Below are 23,311 nucleotides of genomic sequence, written 5' to 3' on the forward strand. Positions count from 1 at the left end.
GACGCCCGGGCGGGAAGATCCCGACCGGGCGTCGTCGCTGCTCTCGTACGGTTCCCGTACGTCCGGAGCACGGTCTCAGTCGTTGGCGACCACGGGATAGCGTGGCTCGTTCTCGGCCATCTGCCGCAGGGCGTCCTTCCGTTCCCGCTTGGACAGACGATCGATGTAGAGGTAGCCGTACAGGTGATCGGTCTCGTGCTGCAAACAGCGTGCGAAGTAGCCGGTGCCGCGCACCTTGACCGGGTTGCCCTTCTCGTCCTGCCCGGTCACCTCGGCGTAGTCGGGCCGCGCGAGCGGCGCGTAGGCCGTGGGGACGGACAGGCAGCCCTCGTTGCTGTCGTCCAGACGGCGCCGGTCGGCCGGCAGGTCCACCAGCTTCGGGTTGCACACCACACCGACGTGCCGCACACCCTCGTCGTCCTGGCAGTCGTAGACGAAGACCTTCAGATCGACGCCGATCTGGTTGGCGGCCAGGCCCACGCCCTCGGCGGTGCGCTGGCTGGCGAACATGTCCGCGACCAGCTGCTGGAGCTCCTCGCCGAACTCGGTGACGTCCTTGCACTCCTTGTGCAGCACCGGGTTGCCGACGACCGTGATCGGCCGCGAGGTGCCGCGCTCACGCCAGGCGGTCTCGCGCTCCTCGCAGTCCTCCGTGTCGACGACGAAGCCCTCCTCGTCGACGGGGAGCACGCCTCCGTGCTGCTGATCGGTGTCCTGCTGCGCCATGACCGACGTACGCCTTCCTTGCAAAAACCGGGGCCGAGACCGCCGGGGTCGAAACAGAGGTGTGGTGCTGATACAGGGTATGCCGAACGCTCAGCAGACCTCTTCCAGATCCCGCCAGTCCCGGGAGTCCGGGCTGTCCGCCACCCAGCCGTCCAGCAGCCCCCTCACCAGCGAGGCGGGCGCGGCGACGCCGCACTCCCGCTCCGGCACCCACAGCTGCCCGTCCGTACGGTGGCCCAGCGGACCGGGGTGCCCCGGCTCGCTGTGGTCGTGCGGGTCGAGGTGGACGCCGTCGCCCTCGTCGGAGGGCATCCGGGACTCGGAGCACATCCGGCACAGCAGCCGCACGGACGAGGACCAGTCCTCCGCCGCGAAGCCGGCGTCGGCGGCGAGCTGCTCCAGGGCGTCCCGGTCTGCCTCGGTGGCGGCCTCCAGCAGGACCACCCAGGTGGGCACGGGCGAGGGCGCCCACAACTCGATCTCGTCGAACACGGGGTAGGCGTGCCCGGCGGCCGTGGTCCGCTCACCGTGCGGCACCCCGTCGTGGAGCACGACCTCGCCCCAGCGCCGTCCGGACGAGGGAAGCGGGATGGACAGCACCTCGATCCGCGCCGGATCGAGCCTGCGGCCCCACACGACCTCGGCCTCGCCCTCCGGTGACAGCCGTACGGCCGCACTGCCCAGGTCCATCCCGAGCGGCTCCCCGGCACCGGCCCCCGACCCGGCCTTCGGCCGGGAGGTGCCACCGGGCACCTTGAGACCGTAGGCCTGCCAGGCCCGCCGGGCCAACGGCCAGTCCTGCAGAGCGGTGGCGGCGATACCCACGTTCCACCAGTCGGGCGCCCCGGTCTCCTTCTCGAGCAGCGCCACCGCCCTGAGGCCCGCCGCCCGGGCCTGCTCCCAGTCGTGCCGGAACTTGTGCAGCAGGGCGAGGTTGAACCAGGACTCCGACAGCCAGGGCTCCAGATCGGCGGCGCGCGTCAGCAGCTCGCCCGCGTCCTCGTACCGGCCGTCGCCGATCAGCGTGAACGCCCGGTCGGTGGCCTGCCGCCAGGAGGCGGAGGGCCGGTGCCGTCCCTTGCCGAAGATCCTCACGATTCCCGCCTGCCAGTTCCAGTTCCGCGCAGTGGGCTGGCCGCTGCCCCCGGACACCCTCTCCCTCGCATCCAACCACGTACGCAGGGACGGGCGCTCATTACCCATGGGTTACCCAGCCCGGGGCAGGGTCAGACGCGCCGCCCCCTCGATTGCAGAGCACGCGCGCGAGCGACTCGACGACCTCGGGCGCGTACTCCCCGGCCGTGCCGAGCCGTAGTTCCTCCAGCGCCTGCAGCGGGCCACCGGGCCCGGCGTCGCGCACCTTCTCCTCGTAGGCGTTGACGGCCCGGACGATCCGCGCGGCGAGCGGCTGCTCCGGACAGGGGTCGGCCTGCCGTTCCACGACCACGGCGACCGCCGCGTCCACCCCGGTCTGCCGTACGACGGCCCCGCCGAGCAGGGCGATGCGCCGCTGCTCCTCGGCGGGCAGCACGGCGGTGGCCCCGGCCGGCACCGGGTCGACGAGGCTGAGTTGGCCGATGTCGTGCATGAGCGCCGCGTACTCCAGCACGGTCAGCTCGGGTCGGGTCAGCCCCAGGTCGCGGCCGACGGCGCGGCTGAGCGCGGCGACCCGGTGGGCGTGCCCGGCCGGGGTGTAGCCGGCTATCTCGGTGGCCCGGGCGAGCGAGGCGATGGTCTGCCGGTAGGTGGCGCGCACGGCCGCGTAGCGCCGCAGCGACTGCTGGGTGAGCAGCAGGGGCAGGCAGAAGACGGGCAGCGCCCACAGCCCCGCGACGGCGACCCCGAGGGCGATCACCGCCCCGGTCGCGCACACGGCGGACCCGATGCCGACGAGTCCCCGCAGTTCGTCCCTGAGGAGCGGGCCGAACGGCCACCGGCTGCGGGAGTGCGCCAGCGCGGCGGCCAGCACGGCGTCGCACAGCGCGGTGAGCGAGAGCAGCGCGAGCAGCAGCAGGGCGTAGGCAGGTCCGCCCCAGCTCTCGAACACGCCCCGGCGGTACAGGGGTTGGAAGCAGACGGCGGCGAAGCCGACGGTGAGGACCCGGCGGGCCAGGTGGTCGAGGGTCGGGGTCCGCCCGCTCCAGACGTGCGGCACGCTGCCCAGCAGGGAGGCGGCGAGGACGACGGCGACGACCTGGGGCGCGTCGTGCCGGGCGGCGTGTCCCGCGTCCTCCCCGAGCAGGGCGTACGCCAGCGCACCGGCGGCGCCGAGGGGGGCGGCCTCCCGCACCTGGGCGCCGGTCCAGCGGCTGAGTTCGCCGACCGTGACGAGGACACCGAAGGCGAGGGCTGCGCCGCGTTCGTCGAGGCCCGTCCAGAGCGTGTCGGCGAGGGAGGCGGCGGCGACGAGGGCGGCCGAGGCGTGGATGAGGCGCAACGCGGTCATCGCCGCGCTCCGGTCCGGCCGTCGACGGGGCCGGGCGGTGCCGTGGCGCACTCCGGTTCGTCGGCGGTCACGGCGGGGTGCCAGCCGTGCCGCCCCAGGGCCCGGACCAGCGCGGTGACCATCCGGGGGTCGAACTGCGTGCCCGCACACCGCTGGAGCTCCGCCACGGCGGCCTGGACCGGACGGGCCCTGCTGTAGGACCGGGTGGAGGTCATCGCGTCGAAGGCGTCCGCGACGGCGACGACCCGGGCGCACTCCGGGATCTGGCCGCCCACCAGCCCATAGGGGTATCCGCTGCCGTCCATGCGCTCGTGGTGGTGCAGGATCGCCGCGCGCGCCTCGCCGAGGAAGGAGATGCCGCGCACCATCTCGTGGCCGTACTCCGGGTGCAGCTCGATGATCCGCCGCTCCTCGGGAGTGAGCGGTCCGTCCTTGCGGAGCAGGCGCGTGGGCACGCCGAGTTTGCCGACGTCGTGCAGGATCCCGGCGAAGCGCAGCACCTCGACGCGTTCGTCGGCCATGCCCAGCTCGCGGGCGATCAGCACGGAGGCCTGTCCGACGCGCTCGCTGTGCCCGCGGGTGTAGCCGTCCTTGATGTCGACGGCCTGCACCAGCGCGCGGATGGTGGCCTGGTGCGCGGCGCGTTCGCGGTGGTACTGGGCGAACACCCACCAGGAGACGTACATCGGCAGCAGCACGAGCAGCGCGGCGACCGGCCCGTACGGGCTGCGCCACAGCACCGCCATCATCAGCCCGGCCAGCCCGTGCACCCCGAGCGGTGCCAGGGAGCGTGCCAGCAGCCCCCGCCAGGCCCGGCGCGCCGGCAACCGCTCCGTGACGGCGAGCATCCCGCCGTCGAGCGCGGCCAGCACCAGGCAGAACACCGGGACGGCGGCCACGGCGGGCAGCAGGGCGTACGGGAAGTCCGAGGCCGCGACCGCGTCACCGCCGCCCAGCGCCCGGTGCACCCAGGCCGCGCCCCACACGGCGAGCGTCAGTCGCGCGGCCCGCCAGACCCGCCGCACGCCTCCGGGCCGCTGCTCCACTCGGGCCAGCAGGGCGCCCGGCAGCGGTACGAGCGCGGCGGCGGGCGGGGGCAGCAGGAACGCCCCGGCGAGCAGGACGGGGTAGACGGGGTGGAACGTGCCCGCGAAACGGCGCCGGACGGCCTGCTCGCAGGCGGCGTACACCGTGGCGAGCAGGGCGAGGGCCCCCCAGGGGGTCGGGAGCGAGGGCAGCGGCCGCAGACAGAGCAGCGCGAGCAGGGTGACACAGGCCACGTAGCCGCGTGTCCGTGCGGGAACCGCCTCCATGACCCCTCGACCCCTCCCCCGACGCCCTTCCAGGCTTCTGGAGCCTAGGGCGGTCGCCGGGGGGTACGAGGGTTCATGACCCGGGGATTAGCACGTTCGGGTGATGACCGAGGGATACCCAGGGGTGCCGAGGGTACCGGGGGTCAGGAGCGGTTCAGGATTCCTGTCCGGTGACCGGTGCGGCCGTCACGTCGTGCTCGGGCACCGCCTGGCCGGAGCGGATCAGCTCGATCCGGCCCATGACCTTGGCACGCAGGTCGGTCGGCACGTCGTCATGCCCGCAGCAGCGCTTGACCAGCTTCTTCACGGCCTGTTCGAGTCCGTACTTCTCCAGGCACGGCGAGCACTCCTTGAAGTGCTGCTGGAACTTGTCGCGATCGACGTCCGGCATCTCACTGTCGAGGAACTCATACAGGTGTTCGAGTACCTCACTGCAGTCAGTCTCGTGCGGCTCTCCGCAGCTCATGAGCCCGAGCCTTTCGCTTCGTTCGACTCCCCGGCGCCGGCCGGAACCAGCCCACGATCGCGGGCGTAGTCCTCGAGCATGCCGCGCAGTTGGCGGCGACCCCGGTGCAGCCGGGACATCACCGTACCGATGGGTGTCCCCATGATGTCCGCGATCTCCTTGTACGCAAAGCCCTCTACGTCCGCGAGGTAGACGGCGATGCGGAATTCCTCGGGGATCGCCTGCAGCGCTTCCTTCACGTCCGAGTCCGGCAGGTGGTCGAGCGCCTGCGACTCGGCGGAGCGCAGACCCGTCGACATGTGCGACTCGGCACGGGCGAGCTGCCAGTCCTCGATCTCCTCCGCGGCGCTGCGCTGGGGCTCGCGCTGCTTCTTGCGGTAGGAGTTGATGAAGGTGTTCGTGAGGATCCGGTACAGCCAGGCCTTGAGATTGGTGCCCTCGCGGAACTGGTGGAAGGACGCGTACGCCTTGGCGTACGTCTCCTGCACCAGGTCCTCGGCGTCGGCCGGATTGCGCGTCATGCGCAGGGCCGCCGAGTACATCTGGTCGAGGAATTCGAGCGCGTCCCGTTCGAAGCGCGCGCTGCGCTCCGCGGTCGACTCCGCGCCGTCGCCCCGGCCCTCGGGCAGTTCCGCCTGGCCGTTGTCGGTCCCTGCGTCCGTCCCAGTGACCGGACCCACCTCCTCAAGATCGTGCGTGAGGCCGAAACCGGACCCACTCGATTCGGAGGATAGACGACGACCGGTGCCTGCCGCCGCTCGAATAGGAGCGGCCTTCGCCGCGTGCAGCACTGTCCACTCCAGGTCGGCGCGGCTGCTGCGGCTCGGGCAGTAGGTCGAACCCATGCGGCGGACTTCCTCTCCTACGACATCCGTGCTGGTACCTCAGCACTTCTGTCGGCCACAACAGCGAGGGGCGGCCCGGCATTCCCGGCGGTCAGCCGAGTGACGAGCTCCACTCCGCCACCGCGTCGGTGATGATCTCCAGTGCGCGCTCCTGACCGATCTCCGCCCGCTTGGGCACGGCGAAGCCGTGATCGCCGTACGGCACCTCGACGATGTCCGTCCCCTCGGGGAACTCCTCCGGCTTCCCGAACGGATCGTTGCCGCCCTGCACGACGAGCGTGGGCACCCCGGCGCCCAGCAGTTCGTCGGCCCGGGACTTCTCGGGCCGGCCCGGCGGATGCAGCGGGAAGCTCAGCGCGAGGACGGCGTGCGCGCCGAGCTCGACCGCCGTACGGCACGCGACGCGCGCCCCGGCGCTCCTCCCGCCGGAGACCACCGGCAGCCCCGGCTTGCCGAGCACGGGCCAGATTCCGCGCCATCCCACGTCGAGCGTCTTCGGCGCGGGCGCCACCTTCCTGCCCGCCACCCGCCAGGGCTGCTCGACGAGCGCGACGGTCACTCCGTGGCCCGGGAGGACCCCGGCGAGTGCCTGGAGGTCACGGGCCTCCACGCCACCGCCCGCCCCGTGGCTGACGGCCAGCACGAGCCTCGGCTTCTCGGCCGGGCGCCAGGTGACACGTGCGGTCCCGGCATCGGTCTCGACGGTCTCGGTAAGGGTCACGAATGCACGGTATCGGCCACCGCAGCCACGGGCAGCCGCGGGCAGTCGTGCCACCGGGGCGGCGGGCAGCCCCATGCCGCCGCAGCCACGGGCAACCACGTGCCACTGCAACCCCGGGCAGCCACGCGCCGCCGCAGCCCCGGGCAACCCCATGCCGCCGCAGCCACGCGCCGCCTCAGCCACGCGCCGCCGCAGCCGCGGGCAGTCGTGCCGCCGGGGCGGCGGGCAGCCCCATGCCGCCGCAGCCACGCGCCGCCGCAGCCCCGGGCAACCCCATGCCGCCGCAGCCACGCGCCGCCTCAGCCACGGGCAGCCCCATGCCGGCGCAGCCGCGGGCAGTCGTGCCGCTGGGGCGGCACGGGTGGGCGCAGCGGCACCTCGTCGCGCCGGGCCGCGCAGCCCTCCGCCCCGGCACCGGCCCCGGGCGCCCGTCGAGCCCCGGTCAGAACAGCGTCCCCACCTCCGGCCCGTCCAGCTCCTTGAGCAGCTCGGCACCGTTGTTGCGCACGTTGCTGACCGCGGTCGAGACGGGATACGCCCGCATCAGCCCCGCAGGAGGCGGCGCCAGCAACGACCGCAGATCCTCGACATCGGTACGGGACGGATCCAGCCACGCGTCCCACCGGTCCGCCGTGAGCATCAGCGGCATCCGGGGGTGAATGTCCGCCAGCGACCGCGGCCCCTCGGCCGGCGCCACGGCCAGCGGCGTCGTCTCCGCCTCCGTGGTGATCACCGAGCACGTCGCCCACCAGGCCCGCGGATGGTCGTCGGGCAGGGTCTTGTCCCGCCAGAACTCGTACAGCCCGGCCATGGCGAAGACCGACCCGTCGGCGGGCAGCACGAAGTACGGCTGCTTGCGCGGACGCTTCTTCTTCCCCTCGACCTCCAGGTCCCGCTCCTGCGTGCCGGTGACCCACTCGTAGTAGCCGTCGGCGGGCACGATGCAGCGCCGGGCGGCGAAGGCGCGACGGTAGGACGGCTTCTCGTGCACGGTCTCCGCGCGCGCGTTGATCATCCGCGCGCCGCCCTCGGGCGACTTGGCCCAGGAGGGGACCAGGCCCCACTTGAGCCTGCGCAACTGACGAACCGGGCGCCGGTCGTCCGCGTCCTTCAAAGGGCGGTCCAGGACCACGTGGACCTCCTTGGTCGGGGCCACGTTGTAGTCCGGTTCCAGGGCCTCCTCGGACTCCCACTTCTCGATCTCGAAGATGCCCGCGAGATCCTCGGGCCTACGACTCGCCGCATACCGTCCGCACATACGGGACCACCCCTCCGACCTGCGCCCCATCGGTGACCCAAGAGTGGCAGACCCGATCGGGCGCGGTCGCGTCGTCGCGGTGTCGCAGTCCGTGAGGCGACCGACCGCAGACCACCCAGCCCCGTAGCGTAGCGGTCCGGGCGCCCGCCCGGACCGGCGGGCGGCCCGGATGATCAGGAAGGAAGGCACAAGGCCGCCGCATAGCCGGACGGCACGGGCACGGACGCCAGTCGCGCCCCGGCGACACCCGTACTTCCCGGTCGCCCCGTTCCCACCCGGGCAAGGCAGGTGTCCCGCAGGAGCCCGGTGCCCAGCATTTTCAGATAGGCCTCTTTGCGGGTCCATATCTCGGCGAACGCCCGAGGTCTGCAGGCCTCGGAAAGCGCGTCCAGCTCCTGGCGCTCGGCGGGGTGCAGTGCGCCGCTGGTCTGCTCCACCACCTGACGCGAAGGGATCTGCTCGATGTCGACACCGACGGGTTCGACAGCGAGGGCGACAAGGACCAGGCGTCCGTTGTACGAGAGCGAGAAATGCGGCCGTCCTCCCCGCACCACCGGCCGACCGTGAGGTGCGCCGCACCCGTGGCAGGCTTCTCGCTCCAACGGCAGATCACCGGGATGACGCCTCAGCAGCCGCGCCAGCAGGATGCGCAGGGCGACATGGGCGGTGACGTACACCTCACGATCCGCACCGCTGCGCAGAGAGACGGCCCGGGCCCACTCGTCGGGGCCCAGGAGCCGTGGTGCGTGCCGGGCGGCGGCCGCGGAGCTCTCGTCCGCGTCCACGAGCCGAACGACCGGGCGCCCTGCGGCAGGCAGCCGTGGAGCGGGCGCGTCCCCGAGGTCCTCCGGCACGGTGAACGGGGAGACCGGACCGGCTGTCGACGTCACACCACACACGCACCCGCGGCACACTCCAGGTCGCGGAGCATGGTCAGGCCGCGACGGGTCTCGACCAGCGCCGAGTCGTCGAGGTCGGTCACGACGAGCTCCGCCTGCCGGTCGCCCGCTTCCGCCAGGGTGCGGCCGTCCGGTCCGTAGACCGCGCTGCGGCCGCAGAAGTCCCAGGGTCCCTGGGGGCCGACGAAGTTGGAGAACAGCACATAGAACGTGTTCTCCAGGGCACGGGCCGGGAAGTACACCGAACGGCGGTGGTCGGAGTCCCCCCGGACGAACGCGCCGCCGCACAGATAGGCATCCGCGCCGGCGCGCGCCGCGGCCCGGGGGTGCTCGGGGAAGCTGGCGTCGTAGCAGACGCCCAGGGCCAGCCGCCAGCCGTCCACGGTGAGCATGCGGCTCCCGGTGCCCGGCACGAACAGCCGTCGCTCGTGCTCCTCCAGCCGGCTCTTGCGGTAGTCGGCCAGGATCCCGCCGTCTCCCGCGACGGCGATCGCCGAGATCGCCGACTTCGTGCCCGCGGGGGTCGGGGCGCCGACCACAGCGGTGACACCGGTGGTCCGGCACGCCTCACGGACCGCGGTCAGTTCGGGGCCGTCCAGGGACAGGGCACCGGCGGGGAGGTGCGCGGTGAGCCATCCGGGCTCGTACCCGGTGAGGGAGAGCTCCGGGAACTGGACGACCCGGACCCCGGCGTCCGCCGCGCGGACGATGATCGCCGCCGCCTCGGTGGCGTTGTGCAGGGTGTCGCCCGGCCGGGCCTGCGTCTGCGCGACCGCCACCCGCAGCGGGGCACGCAAGGACGTTTCGGTGCTGGTCATGTTCGACTCCAAGGTGATCGTGGTCGTGGGGAGGGTTCGGTCAGCCGAGCAGCCAGCGGCTCAGATAGAAGGCGGTGATGCCGATCGCGGTCACCAGCAGGAACTTCTTCGAGCACAGGCCGGCGACGAAGGTCACGCCGCCACCGATGAGGTAGGGGTTCGACACGCTCAGCTGCACGGCGTGTCCGCCGGGCATCAGCATCTCCGGGACGACCAGTGCGGCCAGCACCGCCGGCGGGGTGTAGCCCAGCAGGGACTTGGCCACCGCGGGCATCTCCCGGTCGGCGAGGAGAACCAGGGGCAGATAGCGCGGCAGGAAGCTGCACAGGCCCATGCCCAGAATCAACAACGCCATCGTCATGCCAGGTTCTCCTCCTGCAGCTTGTCCTCGTTCAGCTAGTCCGGCTCCTCGTGCGGCCGGTGTTCCCCCAGCTCATGATCTTCGATCGGCGTCATGTGCTCGTGCCGCTGGACGACCGGTCCGGCGGCGCGACGCTGGTCAGCGATCCCGGCATCGTCGACTTCGCCGTGGCCGCGTTCGAACGCGCCTGGGTCGCCGCCACTCCGTTCCGCATCGCCTACGACCACCTGGAGGTCCGGGAGGCCTCGGAGGACGTCAGGCACAGCATCATGCGCCTCCTGGTCACCGGCGAGGAGGACCGGCGCATCGCCGCACGCCTCGGACTGTCCCTGCGCAGCTGCCAGCGACACGTCGCACAGATCATGAACCGGATAGGCGCGCGGAACCGGCTCCACGCCGGCTACCTCATCTCGCAGCACGACCTGCTCAACCGACCGCTTCCCGACACTCCGCAGGGGCTGGCCCCCCTGCCCTCACGGCCCGACACCTCCGGCCACCGGCAGAACGAACGGAGTGCCCCCGAGGTCCTGAGCTGATCCTCGGCCCCACAGGCGCCTCCAGGTCGGCCCACAGTCGGCACGGACAACGCCGGAGCCCCGGACGACTCCGGGGCTCCAGCTCTGTGACCTGCCGATTCCCTCCCGGAACGATCGCTGCTGCGTCGGCGTCTCAGACACCGTCCGCACAGACGTGCCACACTGCCTCACTCCGCACCGGGAAAGGGAGCGACCGCCGAACATGCAGAGCACCGCCGCCACCGCGCTGCCCGACCTCTGGGACCGTCTCATCGGCACCCAGCCCGATCCCGATCTGTGGGTGGTGCTCGCCACCTTGGGCGCGGCGCTCGCGGTGGTCGTCCCGCACACCCTGTGGCGCGTCTCCCGGAACGCGATCACGATCGCCCACGAGGGCGGTCACGGACTCGTCGCCCTGCTCACCGGGCGGCAGCTCACCGGCATACGGCTGCACTCCGACACCAGCGGGCTCACCCTGAGCCGGGGCAAACCGCACGGCATCGGCATGATCCTCACCGCCGCCTCGGGCTACACCGCTCCCCCGCTGCTGGGCCTGGGCGGCGCGGCCCTGCTGGCCGCCGGGCACATCACGCTGCTGCTGTGGGTGGCGACCGCCCTGCTGGTGGCGATGCTGGTGATGATCCGCAACGCCTACGGGGCGCTCACCGTGATCGTGACCGGGGGCACCTTCCTGCTGGTGTCCTGGCTGGCCGGGCCCCAGGTGCAGGCGGCGTTCGCGTACGCGGTGGTGTGGTTCCTGCTGTTCGGCGGGGTCCGCCCGGCCTTCGAACTGCAGGCGAAACGGTCCCGGGGCGGCGCGGGCGACTCGGACGCCGACCAGTTGTCGCGGCTGACCCACGTCCCGGCAGGCCTGTGGCTGTTCCTGTTCCACGTGGTGTCGCTGAGTGCGCTGATCGGCGGGGGTCGGTGGCTGCTCGGCCTGTGACCGCCCCGGGCCCCCGGGCCGCCTGACCGAAACCGGCAGGGCCGACCGCCACTAAAGTGGGGCCATGGCCGTTAACCCCGTACACACCGACCTCTGGCCCGCCCCGCACGCGAGCGGAGCCGTCGACGCGACGGTCCACGTGCCCGGGTCCAAGTCGGTCACCAACCGCGCCCTCGTGCTCGCCGCCCTCGCCTCCGAGCCCGGCTGGCTGCGCCGCCCGCTGCGTTCCCGCGACACTCTGCTGATGGCGGGCGCCCTGCGCGCGATGGGCGTGGAGATCGAGGAGACCGTGTCGTCCAGCTCGGCTCCCGGGGGCGGCCCGGACGGCACGGGCGAGGCCTGGCGTGTGCTCCCGACGGGCCTGCACGGACCGGCCACGGTCGACGTCGGCAACGCCGGCACCGTCATGCGCTTCCTGCCGCCGGTCGCCGCGCTGGCCGACGGCCCCGTCCGGTTCGACGGCGACCCGAGGTCGTACGAGCGCCCTCTGCACGGTGTGATCGACGCCCTGCGTGTCCTCGGCGCCCGGATCGACGACGACGGCCGGGGGGCGCTGCCGCTGACCGTGCACGGCGGCGGCGCGCTGGACGGCGGTCCGGTCTCGATCGACGCCTCGTCCTCGTCGCAGTTCGTCTCCGCGCTGCTGCTGTCCGGCCCCCGGTTCAACCAGGGCGTCGAGGTCCGGCACACCGGTGCGACGCTGCCCTCCATGCCGCACATCCGGATGACGGTCGACATGCTGCGCGCGGTCGGCGCCCAGGTGGACACCCCGGAGTCGGGCGGCGAACCGAACGTCTGGCGGGTCACCCCGGGGGCGCTGCTGGGCCGTGACCTGACGATCGAGCCGGACCTGTCCAACGCCCAGCCGTTCCTGGCGGCGGCGCTGGTCACCGGCGGCAAGGTGCTGATCCCGGACTGGCCGGCCAGGACGACCCAACCGGGTGATCGGCTGCGCGAGATCTTCACCGAGATGGGCGGTTCCTGCGAGCTGACCGAGTACGGCCTGGTCCTCACCGGCTCGGGCTCGGTCCACGGCATCGACGTCGACCTGGGCGACGTCGGCGAGCTGACCCCGGGCATCGCTGCGGTCGCCGCCCTCGCGGACTCCCCCTCGACGCTGCGCGGTGTGGCCCACCTGCGCCTGCACGAGACGGACCGGCTGGCCGCGCTCACCAAGGAGATCAACGAGCTGGGCGGTGACGTCACGGAGACCGCCGACGGCCTGCACATCCGCCCGCGTCCGCTGCACGGCGGGGTCTTCCACACCTACGACGACCACCGCATGGCGACGGCCGGTGCGATCATCGGCCTGGCGGTCGACGGTGTGCGGATCGAGAACGTGGCGACCACGGCGAAGACGCTGCCCGACTTCCCCGAACTGTGGACCGGGATGCTCGGGAGCGGCAGGGCGTAGGGGACTCACCGTTATGCGCCGCTACGGCAAGCACACCGACGAGGACGACATCCGCTCCCGTCCCAACCGCAAGGGCAACCGCCCTCGCACGCACATCCGGCCCAAGCACGAGGACGCCGCCGAGGGCATGGTCCTCACCGTCGACCGGGGCCGGCTGACCTGTCTCGTCGACGGCCGTCCGGTGATGGCGATGAAGGCCCGGGAACTGGGTCGCAAGGCCGCCGTGGTGGGCGACCGGGTGGCACTGGTCGGCGACCTGTCCGGGAAGAAGGACACCCTGGCGCGGATCGTGCGCATCGAGGAGCGCTCGTCGGTGCTGCGCCGCACCGCGGACGACGACGACCCGTACGAGCGGGTGGTGGTCGCCAACGCCGACCAGCTGGCGATCGTCACGGCCCTGGCCGACCCCGAGCCGCGCCCCCGCCTGATCGACCGCTGTCTGGTCGCCGCCTTCGACGGCGGTCTGGAGCCCCTGCTGGTGATGACCAAGTCGGACCTGGCCCCGCCCGACAAGCTGCTGGAGCTGTACGGCGCCCTGGACATCCCGTACGTCGTCACCAGCCGCGAGGAACTGGCGGACGGCGGCGCGGCCGACCGGGTGCGGGAGCAGCTGGACGGCCGGATCACGGCCTTCGTGGGGCACTCCGGTGTCGGAAAGACGACGCTCGTCAACGCACTCGTCCCGGAGGACCGCCGCCGTACGACGGGACATGTGAACGCGGTGACCGGCCGCGGCCGGCACACCACGACCTCGGCCCTCGCCCTGCCCCTGGCGGGATCGGGCGGCTGGGTGATCGACACCCCGGGGGTACGGTCCTTCGGCCTGGCGCACATCGACCCGACCCGGGTCATCCACGCCTTCCCGGACCTGGAGCCCGGCACGGAGGGCTGCCCGCGCGCGTGCAGTCACGACGAGCCGGACTGCGGGCTGGACGCCTGGGTGGCCGAGGGACACGCCGACCCGGCACGGCTGTACTCCCTGCGCCGGCTGCTGTCCACGCGTGAACCCACGGAAGGGGACTGACGCCGCGTTGTTTGGGGGAACCTGAGTCCGGTAAGTGCATAATCGCACCGAGCCGGACCTACGGGAGGACAGCGCATGGCGTGGCTGCTGGTCATCGTGGCCGGAATGCTCGAGACCGGTTTCGCCGTATGCCTCAAGCTCTCCCACGGTTTCACCCGGCTGTGGCCCACGATCGCCTTCTGCTGCTTCGCCCTCGGCAGTTTCGGCCTGCTCACCCTCTCCCTGCGGAAGCTCGACGTGGGCCCCGCCTACGCCGTGTGGACCGGCATCGGCGCGGCGGGGACCGCGATCTACGGCATGGTCTTCCTCGGCGACCTGGTCTCGACCCTGAAGATCGTCTCCATCAGCCTGGTCATCCTCGGCGTGATCGGACTGCAGCTGTCCGGTTCGGCGCACTAGCCTGCCAGCGGCGAGCCGCGGGCCCTGGCCGTGGGCGGTGATCAGGGCGTCGATGACGGCCATGCGCCTCCGGCCCGCGGACCTTGTGACGGCGTGCTTGACTGAGCGTTACGGCCTCCGGCACGTGGTGGCCGATGAGGCGGCGGGGCCCGGCCGCCCCCCGCGCGCTTACCCGGGAGGTAATCGCCGGGCATGGGGGCTCGTGGTTACGTTCGATCCGGCATTCCGCCAGGGGAACGAGCCAGTGAAGGAGCGCGCCATGGCCGCCTATGGTTTCGCGCATCTGCGCGATCGTCGTCATCACCCCGACGTCCTCGAGTACTTGGAACGCATCCAGGACACCCTCGACCCCTTCCACGGGCGCTTCGTCATCCACGGCCCGCCCGCCGAGGTGGTGGAGGGTGACTGGCGGGGCAGCATGGTGCTGATCGAGTTCCCCGGGCTGCCCGAGGCGCGCGCCTGGTACGGCTCCCCCGCGTACCAGGAGATCCTCCGCCTGCGCACCGACCACATCGTGGGCGACCTGCTGCTGATCGAGGGCGTCGGCCCGGACTACGACCCCCGGCAGCGGGCCGCGAAGCTCCGGGCGGAGGCGCAGGCGGCCGCTGGGGCCGCAACCGCCTAGAGAACCTCCCGTACACGGGGGAAGTGGCAGGCCACCCCGTCGCCGACCCCGGTCCCGTCCGCGTTCCCGTCCGCGTTCAGCACCGGCACGTCATGGGCGCACCGCTTCCGCTCCTCTTCCGCGAGCCTCCCGTACAGCGGGCAGCGGGCGCGGAAGCGGCAGCCGTCGTGGCGGCGGGTGGGGCTCGGCGGGTCGCCGGCGAGCAGGATCCGCGACCGCTGCCGTTCCCGCTCCGGGTCGGGCAGCGGTACGGCGGACAGCAGGGCCTGGGTGTAGGGGTGCCTGGGCCGGGCGAAGACCTCGTCGACCGGGCCCGCCTCGACCGTGCGACCGAGGTAGACCACGCTGACGCGGTCGGCGATGTTGCGTACGACGGACAGGTCGTGGGAGACGAAGAGGTAGGCCAGCCCCAGTTCCTCCTTCAGCCGCTGGAGCAGTTCCAGCACTCCGGCCTGGACCGAGACGTCGAGGGCGGAGACCGGCTCGTCGAGGACGAGCAGTTCCGGCTCGACGGAGAGGGCACGGGCGATACCGACGCGCTGTCGCTGGCCGCCGGAGAACTCGTGCGGGAAGCGGTCCGCGTGGGCCGGGTCGAGGCCGACCTGGGCGAGCAGTTCGGGCACCCGGCGGGCGATCGTCGCCCGGTCGGCGCCCTGGGTGCGCAGCGGCTCGGCGACGATGTCACCGACGGGCAGCCGCGGGTCGAGGGAGGCCATGGGGTCCTGGAAGACGATCTGGATCCGCCGTCGCAGCGCTTTGACTTCGGCCTTGGTGAGCGTGCCGAGACGCTGTCCGAACAGTTCGACGGACCCGCCCTCCGGTGCGGCCAGTTCGAGCAGTTCGAAGAGGGTGGTCGACTTCCCGGACCCGGACTCGCCGACCAGGGCCAGGGTCTCGCCGCGCCGGACGTCGAGGTCCACGCCGTCGACGGCGTACACCGTGCCGACGCGGCGCTTGAACGCGGTGCCCTTCAGGACGGGGAAGGTCCGGGTGAGGCCCCGCACCCGCAACACCGGCTCTCCGGTGGCCCGTTGTGGCGGCCGGGGGGTGTCCAGGCGGGGGACGGCCGCCAGGAGCCGCCGGGTGTACGGCTCCTTCGCGTCCCGGAAGACCTCCACCGCGGTGCCCGACTCCACGACCCGGCCCTGATGCATGACGGCTACCCGGTCGGCCATCCGGGCGATCACCCCCAGGTCGTGGCTGACCAGCAGCACGGCGGCGCCGGTCTCGCGCTGGGCGGTGCGCAGGACGTCGAGGACCTGGGCCTGGATGGTGACGTCGAGGGCGGTGGTCGGCTCGTCGGCGAGGATCAGGTCGGGCGCGTCGGCCATCGCCATGGCGATCATGGCGCGCTGCCGCATGCCCCCGGAGAACTCGTGCGGGAATGCCCGGGCCCGCAGGGCCGGTTCGGGGATGCCGACGAGATCCAGCAGTTCCACGGCCCGCTTGAGCGCCTGCTCCCGGGAGACGTTCCGGTGGGCGCGGACCGCCTCGGCGATCTGGTCGCCGATCCGGTACACGGGCGTGAACGCGGACAGGGGGTCCTGGAAGACCATCGAGACACGGCTGCCCCGGATCCGGGTCAGCTCCCGCTCCGGGGCGCCGAGGAGTTCGGTGCCGTCGAGCCGTACGGACCCGCGTACCGAAGCGTTGCCGGGCAGCAGCCCGAGGACGGCGAGCGCGGTCGCGGACTTCCCGGAGCCGGACTCGCCCACCAGACCGAGGACCTGGCCGCGTTCGAGGGTGAGGCTCACGCCGCGGACCGCCGGCCGGCCGTCGAAGTCGACGTCGAGACCGGTCACTTCGAGCAGCGGGCTCACCGCGACGCCCCCTTCGAGGTGGGGTCCAGGGCGTCCCGCAACCCGTCGCCCACCAGGTTCACGGCCAGCACGAACACGACCAGCAACCCGGCCGCGAAGAAGAACATCCACGGGTACGTCACCGCGGCCCCCGTCCCCGAGGCGATCAGCGTGCCCAGGGACACGTCGGGCGGCTGGACGCCGAAGCCGAAGTAGGACAACGCGGTCTCGCTCATCACCGCGCCGCCGACCTGGATGGTGGCGTCGATGATGAGGAAGGAGGCGACGTTCGGGAGGATGTGCCGCCAGATGATCCGGAAGGGTCCGACGCCCATGTAGCGGGCGGCACGCACGAATTCACGCTCCTTCAGGGAGAGGGTCATGGACCGTACGACCCGGGCCGTGATCATCCAGCCGAAGACGGCGAGCAGCCCGACGAAGGCGAACCAGCCTCCCGAGCGCAGCCGGGGCGAGACGATCGCGATGATCAGGAAGGACGGGAAGACGAGCAGCAGGTCGACGAAGAACATCAGCAGCCGGTCGGTCCAGCCGCCGAAGTACCCCGCCGAGGCGCCGGCCAGCGCGGCGAGCCCGGTCGACAGCACGGCCACGAGCAATCCGATGACCAGGGACTTCTGCAGCCCGCGCACGGTCTGCGCGAACACGTCCTGTCCGATCCGGTTGGTGCCCCACCAGTGGTCGGCGCCGGGTGCGGCGCGCAGGGCGGTGTAGTCGATGTGACTGTAGGACCACGGGGTGACGTACGGGCCGGCGAAGGCCAGCAGGAAGAGCAGCACGAGGACGACGGCACCGGCGAGGGCGGTGCGGTTGCGGGCGAAGCGGCGCAGGACGACTTTGACGCGGCCGGCGGGCGGGGCGGCCGCGGTGCCCTCGGCGGCTTCGGGGATCGTGGCGGTCATGACGCCTGCCTGATGCGCGGGTCCAGCGCGGCGTGCAGGACGTCCGCGAGGAAACCGGAGAGCAGGACGGTGACGGCGGCGAAGATGTTGACGGCGACGACCGAGTTCACGTCGTTCTTCCAGATCGAGTCCACGAACCACTCGCCCATCCCGTGCCAACCGAAGATCGTCTCCGTGAAGGTGGCGCCCGTGAACAGCGCGAGGAATCCGTAGGAGAAGTAGGTCGACATCGGAATGAGCGCCGTTCGCAGGCCGTGCCTCAGCAGCACCGTCCACCGCCCGAGCCCTTTGGCGCGCGCGGTGCGCAGATAGTCGGAGCCGAGGACGTCGAGCATGGTGTTGCGCTGGTAGCGGCTGTAGCTCGCCACCGCGAAGAGCGCGACGGACAGGGTGGGCAGCAGCAGATGCACCGACCGGTCCTTGAGGACCGCCCAGAAACCGCCGTCCACCCCGGGGCTCTTCTCGCCCGTGAACTGGACCAGATCCGTCCCGGTCGTCTGGTTGAACCAGATCGCACCGGTCTTGAGCAGGATCGCCAGCAGGAACACGGGGGTCGAGAGAAGAGCGAAGGAAGCGACGGTGACCGCCCGGTCGCTGAAACGGTACTGCCGTACAGCCGTCCACGCGCCGGCCAGGACGCCCGCGACCGTGCCGAGGAGCGTGCCCGCGAGCAGCAGTCGCAGGCTCACCCCGAGCCGCCGCCCGAACTCGGCGCTCACCGACCTGCCGTCGATCGTCTGCCCGGCATCACCTCGCACCGCGTGCCCGGCCCAGCGCAGGAAGCGGGTGAACAGCGGTTCATGGTCGTTGACGCCGATCTCGGTGAGGTGGTGGTTCACCGCGGCGGCGGAGACCGGCGGCTGCCGGGCCGCGTAGTACTCGCGCGGGTCGAGCGCCAACGAGGCCAGCAGATAGGAGAGGCAGACGGAGGCCACGAGCAACACGGCGTAATAGCCGAGGCGTTTGGCCAGGTAGGCAAGCACAGAGGAAATGGTCCAGGCCTCTTGTTGCCGAATCATGAAGAGAACATGACAGCACGTCAGGACCTCTCCCCCGACCGCGGGAGGCCGTTCTACCTTCGGCGCATCCGGCACCTCCACACCCCCACGAAGGACATCGACATGCGCCAGATCCCCGCCGCAGCCTGGACCGCCGCCACCGCGGCCGCCGCGTTGCTGGTGACCGGCTGCGGCTCCTCCGGCGACGACGGCAGACCCGTGGCGCAGAGGAGCGCGGCCCCGGCCGGCAGCCAGGAGATCAACGCGCATCCGCTGAGTGACATCAGACAGGGCGGCACCCTCAAGCTGGCGATCTCCCAGTACATCGCGGACTACAACCGTTACACCGCCAACGGGAACCAGGGCGACGCGGCGGAGATCAGTGAGCTCGTGGAACCCAACCTGTTCAGCGCGGACGCGCAGGGCCAGGTGCACCCGGACAAGGACTTCCTGCTGTCCGCCGAGGTGACGTCGACCAGCCCGCAGACGGTCGTCTACAAACTGAACCCCAAGGCGAGGTGGTCCGACGGCAAGCCGCTGAGCTGGCGCGACTTCCAGGCCCTCTGGAAGGCCCTGAACGGCGGGAACAAGGACTACGAGGCCGCCAACACCTCCGGCTACGACCAGATCACCAAGGTCGGACAAGGGGCCGACGCCCACCAGGTCGAGGTCACCTTCCGTACGCCCTACGCCGACTGGAAGCGGCTGTTCGACCCCCTGCTGCCGGCCGCCGGGATCGACACGCCGGAGAAGTTCAACAAGGGGTGGACGGAGAAGATCCCGATCACCGGTGCCGCCTTCAAGATCGCCTCGTACGACAAGACCGCCCAGACGATCACCGCGGTCCCGGACCCCGACTGGTGGGGTACCAAGGCCAAGCTGGACTCGATCGTCTTCCGCGCCCTGGACTACACGGCCTGGACGGACGCCTACCTGAACAAGGAGATCGACTACGCCAGCGCACTGCTGCCCGAGGACTACAAGCGGCTCGTGAAGGCGGCCGGCACCGACATCCGCGTCGGTGCCCGCTGGGACGAGGTGCACATCGAGTTCAACGGCGCGCGCGGCCCGCTCAAGGACGTCCGGGTCCGCCAGGCCCTCCAGCACGCCATCGACCGCAAGGCCATCGCCACCGCCTTCGGCAAGGACCTCCCGGTCAAGCTGAAGACCTACGGCAGCCACTTCTTCATGCCCAACCAGACGGGTTACCAGGACAACTCCGGTACCTACGGCACGTACGACCTGAAGAAGGCGGGCGAGCTGCTCGACGCCGCGGGCTGGAAGCTCCAGGGCGAGAACCGGGTCAAGGACGGCAAGCAGCTCACCCTGCACTACACGCTCAGCTCGGGCTCCACCACGGCGCAGGTCGACCAGGCGGAACTGGTGCAGGCGCAGCTCGCCCAGGCGGGCGTCAAGCTGGTCATCGACAAGGTGCCGGCCAACGACTACTTCTCCAAGTACGTCACCAGCGGCAACTTCGAACTCACCAGCTTCCGTTGGGTCGACCAGGTGTTCCGCTCGGAGGCCTACCCGATCTACCGCGAACCCGCCGGCAAGAACCTCTACGAGAACTACGGCTCGGTCGGTTCCCCGGAGATCGACTCGCTGCTGGAGAAGGCGGGCGAGACCAATGACACGGCCGCCGCGAACAAGCTCTACAACGAGGCCGACGCCAAGATCTGGGCCCTCGGCCACTCCATCCCGCTCTACCAGCGCCCGCAGATCCTCGCCGTCCGCTCCGACCTCGCGAACTTCGGGGCCAGTGGACTGGCGGACCCCGACTACACGAAGGTCGGCTGGCTGAAGAAGTAGCCGGTCACACCAACTGCCGGGGAAGGAAGGCCCGCACCAGCTCCGCCGCCCCGCCCTCCCCCGGCGGAGCCGCGACGCAGGACAGGGCGAGGCGTACCGCGAGCTCGCAGGACCGGGTCAGTTCGGCGGTGTCCGCCGGGACCGCACCGGGACCGGACAGCGCCGCCACCGCCCGGTCCCGCACGAGCCGCACGAGGTCGCCGGGCGAGGGCAGCGGCCCGTCCGCCCGGCGTTGTGCCGGTACCGCGGAGGAGGAGGGCACGGCGGACAGCACCGGCGCGGGCAGGCGCTCGCTCCAGGAGCCGGTCAGCAGGGCCCGCACCAGCGCGTTCTCCCGGGCGGCCGACGCCATCCACTCGGCGGTGGCGGTGAGCCGGTCCTCCGGGTCGGGGTATGCGGCGAGAGTCCGCTCCACCCCGGCCAGGTACCCGTCGGCCTCTCTGCGCACCAGCGCCCTGGCCAGCCCGTCCTTGCTTCCGAACTCGTTGTACAGCGTCTGCCGGGACACCCCGGCCGCCGCGGCCACGTCCACCATGCGTACGGCGGACCACGGCCGACGCGCGAGCGCCGTGTACGCGGCGTCCAGCAGGGATTCCCGCGCTGCAGGCATCATCGCCTCCCTCGGCGAGCGGCACTGCGCCCAGATTTGACGCGCACACAGGCACTGTCAAGGGTTCACGAGGGCACCGGGGGGCGCCTTGGGCCGACCGCGCGCATGCCTGCGGTGCCGCCCTCCGGCTGCGGAAACGCGCGCCTCCCCCGGTGCACACCCTCCCCCGGTAGCCCCGCCCCGACCCACCCGGATACCGTGCCTACATGCCCGACTACCTCGACGACCTTCGCCTCGCCCACGTCCTCGCGGACGCGGCCGACGCCGCGACGACGGCTCGCTTCAAGGCCCTCGACCTCAAGGTGGAGACGAAGCCGGACATGACCCCGGTGAGCGAGGCGGACCAGGCCGCCGAGGAGCTCATCCGCGGCCAGCTGCAGCGCGCCCGCCCGCGGGACGCCATCCTCGGCGAGGAATACGGCATCGAGGGCACCGGCCCCCGCCGCTGGGTGATCGACCCGATCGACGGCACCAAGAACTACGTCCGCGGTGTTCCCGTCTGGGCCACCCTCATCTCCCTGATGGAAGCCGGGGAGGGCGGCTACCAGCCCGTCGTCGGCCTGGTCTCCGCCCCCGCCCTGGGCCGCCGCTGGTGGGCGGTGAAGGACCACGGCGCCTTCACCGGCCGCAACCTGACCTCCGCGACCCGCCTGCACGTCTCCCGCGTCTCGAAGCTCTCCGACGCCTCCTTCGCCTACTCCTCGCTCAGCGGCTGGGAGGAGCGGGGCCATCTGAACGGCTTCCTGGACCTCACCCGCGAGGTGTGGCGCACGCGCGCGTACGGCGACTTCTGGCCCTACATGATGGTCGCCGAGGGCTCCGTCGACATGTGTGCCGAGCCCGAGCTGTCCCTGTGGGACATGGCCGCCAACGCGATCATCGTCACCGAGGCCGGCGGCACCTTCACCGGCCTCGACGGCCGCCCAGGTCCGCACAGCGGCAACGCCGCCGCGTCGAACGGCCTGCTGCACGACGAGTTGCTGGGGTATCTCAACCAGCGCTACTGAGCAGCCAGGGACGATCACGTGCGCCCTCAACCGGCTGCGCGCGCCCTCTTGTTGACCCGCCCTTTACCTGGGACCCTGAAAGCACCCTCACTTGTGAACTTGTGAATCGATGAACCATGTCCTTCACGGGTTCGCCGGACTCGTTGGAGGTGGCTCCTTCCCATGCTCGTCCGCGACGCCATGAGCACGGTGGTCCTCACCGTCGGCCCCGCCCACACCCTCCGCCAGGCCGCCACCCTGATGTCCGCACGCCGGGTGGGCGCCGCCCTCGTCCTCGACCCGGACGCGGGCGGCATCGGCATCCTCACCGAGCGGGACATCCTCAACTCCGTGGGGCTCGGCCAGAACCCGGACACGGAACGCATCCACGCCCACACCACCAACAACGTCGTGTTCGCCGCCCCCACCTGGACCCTCGAGGAGGCGGCCCGCGCCATGGCCCACGGCGGCTTCCGCCACCTCGTCGTCCTGGACCGCGGCGAGCCCGCCGGGATCGTCTCGGTGCGCGACATCATCCGCTGCTGGGCGCCGGCGCCGGACCGGCCGCTCGCCGTGCGGGCCTGAGAGCCGAGTCCAGCAGTCTGGATCCAGTCCAAAAACGGGTATAGTCCAAAGTCACACCTGTTCGGAAACTGGTCCGATGGCTGTTACGCTGGGTCGTATGAGCGACCTTCTGGAACGGCTGCGCGGACGCGGATGGCGGATGACCGCGCAGCGACGCGTCGTGGCCGAGGTCCTCGACGGCGAACACGTCCACCTGACGGCCGACGAGGTCCACGCGCGGGCCGTCGTCAAGCTGCCTGAGATCTCCCGGGCGACCGTCTACAACACGCTGGGCGAGCTGGTCTCCCTCGGCGAGGTGATCGAGGTCTCCACCGACCAGCGGGCCAAGCGCTACGACCCGAACGCGCACCAGCCGCACCAGCACCTGGTCTGCGCCCGGTGCGGCGCCATCCGGGACGTGCATCCGACCGGCAACCCGCTGGCCGACCTCCCCGACTCCGAGCGCTTCGGCTTCACGGTCTCGGACGTCGAGGTGACCTACCGCGGCGTCTGCCCGAACTGCGCCGCCGCCTGAGACGCGCTCACCGCAAGCCCCGGCCCCGTGAGGTGCCGGGGCTTCGCGCTGTCCACGGGGTCGCCCGGCGAGGGGCCGGCGATCGTCCACACCCTCTGACTCGTACGACACCGAGGGCCGGAACCCATTTCTGGATTCCGGCCCTCGGCTTCAGTAGCGGGGACAGGATTTGAACCTGCGACCTCTGGGTTATGAGCCCAGCGAGCTACCGAGCTGCTCCACCCCGCGTCGGTGAACACGACATTACGCGAAGGATGCGCGCGGAAGCAAATCGCTTCCCGCGAGCACCGTCACGCCTGCACCGTCACGCC

General features: G+C 71.6%; 25 protein-coding genes and 1 tRNA gene. 10 read left to right on the forward strand and 16 right to left on the reverse strand.

Annotation, left to right across the window (positions count from 1 at the left end; genetic code table 11):
• Positions 1-75: 75 nt before the first annotated feature.
• From def to ACFY0F_RS36885, 11 genes are all read right to left on the reverse strand, one after another.
• Positions 76-726: a peptide deformylase gene (gene def, locus ACFY0F_RS36835; RefSeq protein ID WP_388804708.1), complete on the reverse strand. Its 651-nt coding sequence runs from the start codon at positions 724-726 to the stop codon at positions 76-78.
• 90 nt (positions 727-816) lie between these two features.
• On the reverse strand, positions 817-1,821 hold the full coding sequence (locus ACFY0F_RS36840; RefSeq protein WP_388804711.1) for a tetratricopeptide repeat protein: 1,005 nt from the start codon (positions 1,819-1,821) through the stop codon (positions 817-819).
• Positions 1,822-1,921: 100 nt separating this feature from the next.
• Positions 1,922-3,172 (reverse strand): HD-GYP domain-containing protein, encoded by a 1,251-nt coding sequence (locus tag ACFY0F_RS36845; RefSeq protein ID WP_388804714.1) that lies wholly within the window; start codon positions 3,170-3,172, stop codon positions 1,922-1,924.
• A complete protein-coding gene (locus tag ACFY0F_RS36850; RefSeq protein WP_388804717.1) occupies positions 3,169-4,485 on the reverse strand; it encodes an HD-GYP domain-containing protein in 1,317 nt (438 codons plus the stop codon). Before ACFY0F_RS36850 ends, ACFY0F_RS36845 begins: the two co-directional genes overlap by 4 nt.
• 154 nt (positions 4,486-4,639) lie before the next feature.
• Entirely contained in the window at positions 4,640-4,951 is a 312-nt protein-coding gene (gene rsrA, locus ACFY0F_RS36855; RefSeq protein ID WP_388804720.1) for a mycothiol system anti-sigma-R factor, read from the reverse strand.
• The gene (sigR, locus tag ACFY0F_RS36860) at positions 4,948-5,631 is read right to left on the reverse strand and encodes an RNA polymerase sigma factor SigR (RefSeq protein WP_388804723.1); all 684 of its coding nucleotides are present in this window, start codon (positions 5,629-5,631) and stop codon (positions 4,948-4,950) included. The genes rsrA and sigR overlap by 4 nt, the downstream gene beginning before the upstream one ends.
• Before the next feature lie 256 nt (positions 5,632-5,887).
• Complete coding sequence (locus ACFY0F_RS36865) at positions 5,888-6,517, reverse strand: alpha/beta family hydrolase (protein WP_388804726.1); 630 nt, start codon at positions 6,515-6,517, stop codon at positions 5,888-5,890.
• 442 nt (positions 6,518-6,959) lie between these two features.
• Positions 6,960-7,775: an SOS response-associated peptidase gene (locus ACFY0F_RS36870; protein WP_388804729.1), complete on the reverse strand. Its 816-nt coding sequence runs from the start codon at positions 7,773-7,775 to the stop codon at positions 6,960-6,962.
• Positions 7,776-7,948: 173 nt separating this feature from the next.
• On the reverse strand, positions 7,949-8,452 hold the full coding sequence (locus tag ACFY0F_RS36875) for a 4'-phosphopantetheinyl transferase family protein (protein ID WP_388804732.1): 504 nt from the start codon (positions 8,450-8,452) through the stop codon (positions 7,949-7,951).
• A gap of 209 nt (positions 8,453-8,661) precedes the next feature.
• The gene (locus ACFY0F_RS36880) at positions 8,662-9,492 is read right to left on the reverse strand and encodes a carbon-nitrogen hydrolase family protein (protein WP_388804735.1); all 831 of its coding nucleotides are present in this window, start codon (positions 9,490-9,492) and stop codon (positions 8,662-8,664) included.
• Positions 9,493-9,532: 40 nt separating this feature from the next.
• On the reverse strand, positions 9,533-9,853 hold the full coding sequence (locus tag ACFY0F_RS36885) for an AzlD domain-containing protein (protein WP_388804738.1): 321 nt from the start codon (positions 9,851-9,853) through the stop codon (positions 9,533-9,535).
• 74 nt (positions 9,854-9,927) lie between these two features.
• Here ACFY0F_RS36885 and ACFY0F_RS36890 point away from each other — a divergent pair, with 74 nt between their 5' ends.
• The 6 genes from ACFY0F_RS36890 (at position 9,928) to ACFY0F_RS36915 (ending at position 14,776) form a co-directional block, all read left to right on the forward strand.
• Complete coding sequence (locus tag ACFY0F_RS36890; protein ID WP_388804740.1) at positions 9,928-10,389, forward strand: LuxR C-terminal-related transcriptional regulator; 462 nt, start codon at positions 9,928-9,930, stop codon at positions 10,387-10,389.
• A 202-nt stretch (positions 10,390-10,591) separates the two neighbouring features.
• Entirely contained in the window at positions 10,592-11,314 is a 723-nt protein-coding gene (locus ACFY0F_RS36895) for a M50 family metallopeptidase (protein ID WP_388804743.1), read from the forward strand.
• 64 nt (positions 11,315-11,378) lie between these two features.
• On the forward strand, positions 11,379-12,728 hold the full coding sequence (aroA, locus tag ACFY0F_RS36900; protein WP_388804745.1) for a 3-phosphoshikimate 1-carboxyvinyltransferase: 1,350 nt from the start codon (positions 11,379-11,381) through the stop codon (positions 12,726-12,728).
• Positions 12,729-12,741: 13 nt separating this feature from the next.
• A complete protein-coding gene (gene rsgA, locus ACFY0F_RS36905; protein WP_388804748.1) occupies positions 12,742-13,752 on the forward strand; it encodes a ribosome small subunit-dependent GTPase A in 1,011 nt (336 codons plus the stop codon).
• 75 nt (positions 13,753-13,827) lie between these two features.
• The gene (locus ACFY0F_RS36910) at positions 13,828-14,151 is read left to right on the forward strand and encodes a DMT family transporter (protein ID WP_388804751.1); all 324 of its coding nucleotides are present in this window, start codon (positions 13,828-13,830) and stop codon (positions 14,149-14,151) included.
• Between the two features lie 259 nt (positions 14,152-14,410).
• Positions 14,411-14,776: a DUF1330 domain-containing protein gene (locus ACFY0F_RS36915; protein ID WP_388804753.1), complete on the forward strand. Its 366-nt coding sequence runs from the start codon at positions 14,411-14,413 to the stop codon at positions 14,774-14,776.
• Here ACFY0F_RS36915 and ACFY0F_RS36920 read toward each other — a convergent pair.
• From ACFY0F_RS36920 to ACFY0F_RS36930, 3 genes are read right to left on the reverse strand one after another with little or no spacing between them, the layout of a single operon-like run.
• Entirely contained in the window at positions 14,773-16,596 is a 1,824-nt protein-coding gene (locus tag ACFY0F_RS36920; RefSeq protein ID WP_388804756.1) for a dipeptide ABC transporter ATP-binding protein, read from the reverse strand. The genes ACFY0F_RS36915 and ACFY0F_RS36920 overlap by 4 nt on opposite strands.
• Positions 16,593-17,495: an ABC transporter permease gene (locus tag ACFY0F_RS36925; RefSeq protein ID WP_388804758.1), complete on the reverse strand. Its 903-nt coding sequence runs from the start codon at positions 17,493-17,495 to the stop codon at positions 16,593-16,595. The genes ACFY0F_RS36920 and ACFY0F_RS36925 overlap by 4 nt, the downstream gene beginning before the upstream one ends.
• Entirely contained in the window at positions 17,492-18,478 is a 987-nt protein-coding gene (locus ACFY0F_RS36930) for an ABC transporter permease (RefSeq protein ID WP_388804761.1), read from the reverse strand. The genes ACFY0F_RS36925 and ACFY0F_RS36930 overlap by 4 nt, the downstream gene beginning before the upstream one ends.
• A gap of 138 nt (positions 18,479-18,616) precedes the next feature.
• Here ACFY0F_RS36930 and ACFY0F_RS36935 point away from each other — a divergent pair, with 138 nt between their 5' ends.
• Positions 18,617-20,305: an ABC transporter family substrate-binding protein gene (locus ACFY0F_RS36935; RefSeq protein WP_388804820.1), complete on the forward strand. Its 1,689-nt coding sequence runs from the start codon at positions 18,617-18,619 to the stop codon at positions 20,303-20,305.
• A 4-nt stretch (positions 20,306-20,309) separates the two neighbouring features.
• On the opposite strand, the gene ACFY0F_RS36940 is transcribed toward ACFY0F_RS36935, so the two are convergent.
• Positions 20,310-20,915, reverse strand: a complete 606-nt coding sequence (locus ACFY0F_RS36940; protein WP_388804764.1) for a TetR/AcrR family transcriptional regulator — start codon at positions 20,913-20,915, stop codon at positions 20,310-20,312.
• A 206-nt stretch (positions 20,916-21,121) separates the two neighbouring features.
• Here ACFY0F_RS36940 and hisN point away from each other — a divergent pair, with 206 nt between their 5' ends.
• The 3 genes from hisN to ACFY0F_RS36955 all read left to right on the forward strand — a co-directional run bounded on the left by hisN (position 21,122) and on the right by ACFY0F_RS36955 (position 23,000).
• Positions 21,122-21,922 carry a histidinol-phosphatase gene (gene hisN / locus ACFY0F_RS36945; RefSeq protein ID WP_388804766.1) on the forward strand — a complete coding sequence of 267 codons (801 nt, stop codon included), beginning with the start codon at positions 21,122-21,124 and terminating at the stop codon, positions 21,920-21,922.
• A 162-nt stretch (positions 21,923-22,084) separates the two neighbouring features.
• Entirely contained in the window at positions 22,085-22,486 is a 402-nt protein-coding gene (locus ACFY0F_RS36950) for a cyclic nucleotide-binding/CBS domain-containing protein (protein WP_388804768.1), read from the forward strand.
• Between the two features lie 97 nt (positions 22,487-22,583).
• A complete protein-coding gene (locus ACFY0F_RS36955; RefSeq protein ID WP_388804771.1) occupies positions 22,584-23,000 on the forward strand; it encodes a Fur family transcriptional regulator in 417 nt (138 codons plus the stop codon).
• Between the two features lie 154 nt (positions 23,001-23,154).
• Here ACFY0F_RS36955 and ACFY0F_RS36960 read toward each other — a convergent pair.
• Positions 23,155-23,228 (reverse strand) — tRNA-Met (locus tag ACFY0F_RS36960).
• Positions 23,229-23,311 lie beyond the last annotated feature (83 nt).

Source organism: Streptomyces sp. NPDC001544 (assembly GCF_042894285.1).
Taxonomy (GTDB): domain Bacteria; phylum Actinomycetota; class Actinomycetes; order Streptomycetales; family Streptomycetaceae; genus Streptomyces.

What these genes read in the sequence shown, in the direction of transcription:
- ACFY0F_RS36845 (WP_388804714.1), bottom strand. Translation starts at nt 3,172, where the DNA reads ATGACCGCGTTGCGCCTCATCCACGCCTCGGCCGCCCTCGTCGCCGCC.
- ACFY0F_RS36910 (WP_388804751.1), top strand. Translation starts at nt 13,828, where the DNA reads ATGGCGTGGCTGCTGGTCATCGTGGCCGGAATGCTCGAGACCGGTTTC.
- rsrA (WP_388804720.1), bottom strand. Translation starts at nt 4,951, where the DNA reads ATGAGCTGCGGAGAGCCGCACGAGACTGACTGCAGTGAGGTACTCGAA.
- ACFY0F_RS36925 (WP_388804758.1), bottom strand. Translation starts at nt 17,495, where the DNA reads ATGACCGCCACGATCCCCGAAGCCGCCGAGGGCACCGCGGCCGCCCCG.
- aroA (WP_388804745.1), top strand. Translation starts at nt 11,379, where the DNA reads ATGGCCGTTAACCCCGTACACACCGACCTCTGGCCCGCCCCGCACGCG.
- def (WP_388804708.1), bottom strand. Translation starts at nt 726, where the DNA reads ATGGCGCAGCAGGACACCGATCAGCAGCACGGAGGCGTGCTCCCCGTC.
- ACFY0F_RS36940 (WP_388804764.1), bottom strand. Translation starts at nt 20,915, where the DNA reads ATGCCTGCAGCGCGGGAATCCCTGCTGGACGCCGCGTACACGGCGCTC.
- ACFY0F_RS36895 (WP_388804743.1), top strand. Translation starts at nt 10,592, where the DNA reads ATGCAGAGCACCGCCGCCACCGCGCTGCCCGACCTCTGGGACCGTCTC.
- ACFY0F_RS36915 (WP_388804753.1), top strand. Translation starts at nt 14,411, where the DNA reads ATGGCCGCCTATGGTTTCGCGCATCTGCGCGATCGTCGTCATCACCCC.
- hisN (WP_388804766.1), top strand. Translation starts at nt 21,122, where the DNA reads ATGCCCGACTACCTCGACGACCTTCGCCTCGCCCACGTCCTCGCGGAC.
- ACFY0F_RS36890 (WP_388804740.1), top strand. Translation starts at nt 9,928, where the DNA reads ATGATCTTCGATCGGCGTCATGTGCTCGTGCCGCTGGACGACCGGTCC.
- ACFY0F_RS36880 (WP_388804735.1), bottom strand. Translation starts at nt 9,492, where the DNA reads ATGACCAGCACCGAAACGTCCTTGCGTGCCCCGCTGCGGGTGGCGGTC.
- rsgA (WP_388804748.1), top strand. Translation starts at nt 12,742, where the DNA reads ATGCGCCGCTACGGCAAGCACACCGACGAGGACGACATCCGCTCCCGT.
- ACFY0F_RS36955 (WP_388804771.1), top strand. Translation starts at nt 22,584, where the DNA reads ATGAGCGACCTTCTGGAACGGCTGCGCGGACGCGGATGGCGGATGACC.
- ACFY0F_RS36850 (WP_388804717.1), bottom strand. Translation starts at nt 4,485, where the DNA reads ATGGAGGCGGTTCCCGCACGGACACGCGGCTACGTGGCCTGTGTCACC.
- ACFY0F_RS36885 (WP_388804738.1), bottom strand. Translation starts at nt 9,853, where the DNA reads ATGACGATGGCGTTGTTGATTCTGGGCATGGGCCTGTGCAGCTTCCTG.
- ACFY0F_RS36950 (WP_388804768.1), top strand. Translation starts at nt 22,085, where the DNA reads ATGCTCGTCCGCGACGCCATGAGCACGGTGGTCCTCACCGTCGGCCCC.
- ACFY0F_RS36870 (WP_388804729.1), bottom strand. Translation starts at nt 7,775, where the DNA reads ATGTGCGGACGGTATGCGGCGAGTCGTAGGCCCGAGGATCTCGCGGGC.
- ACFY0F_RS36935 (WP_388804820.1), top strand. Translation starts at nt 18,617, where the DNA reads ATGCGCCAGATCCCCGCCGCAGCCTGGACCGCCGCCACCGCGGCCGCC.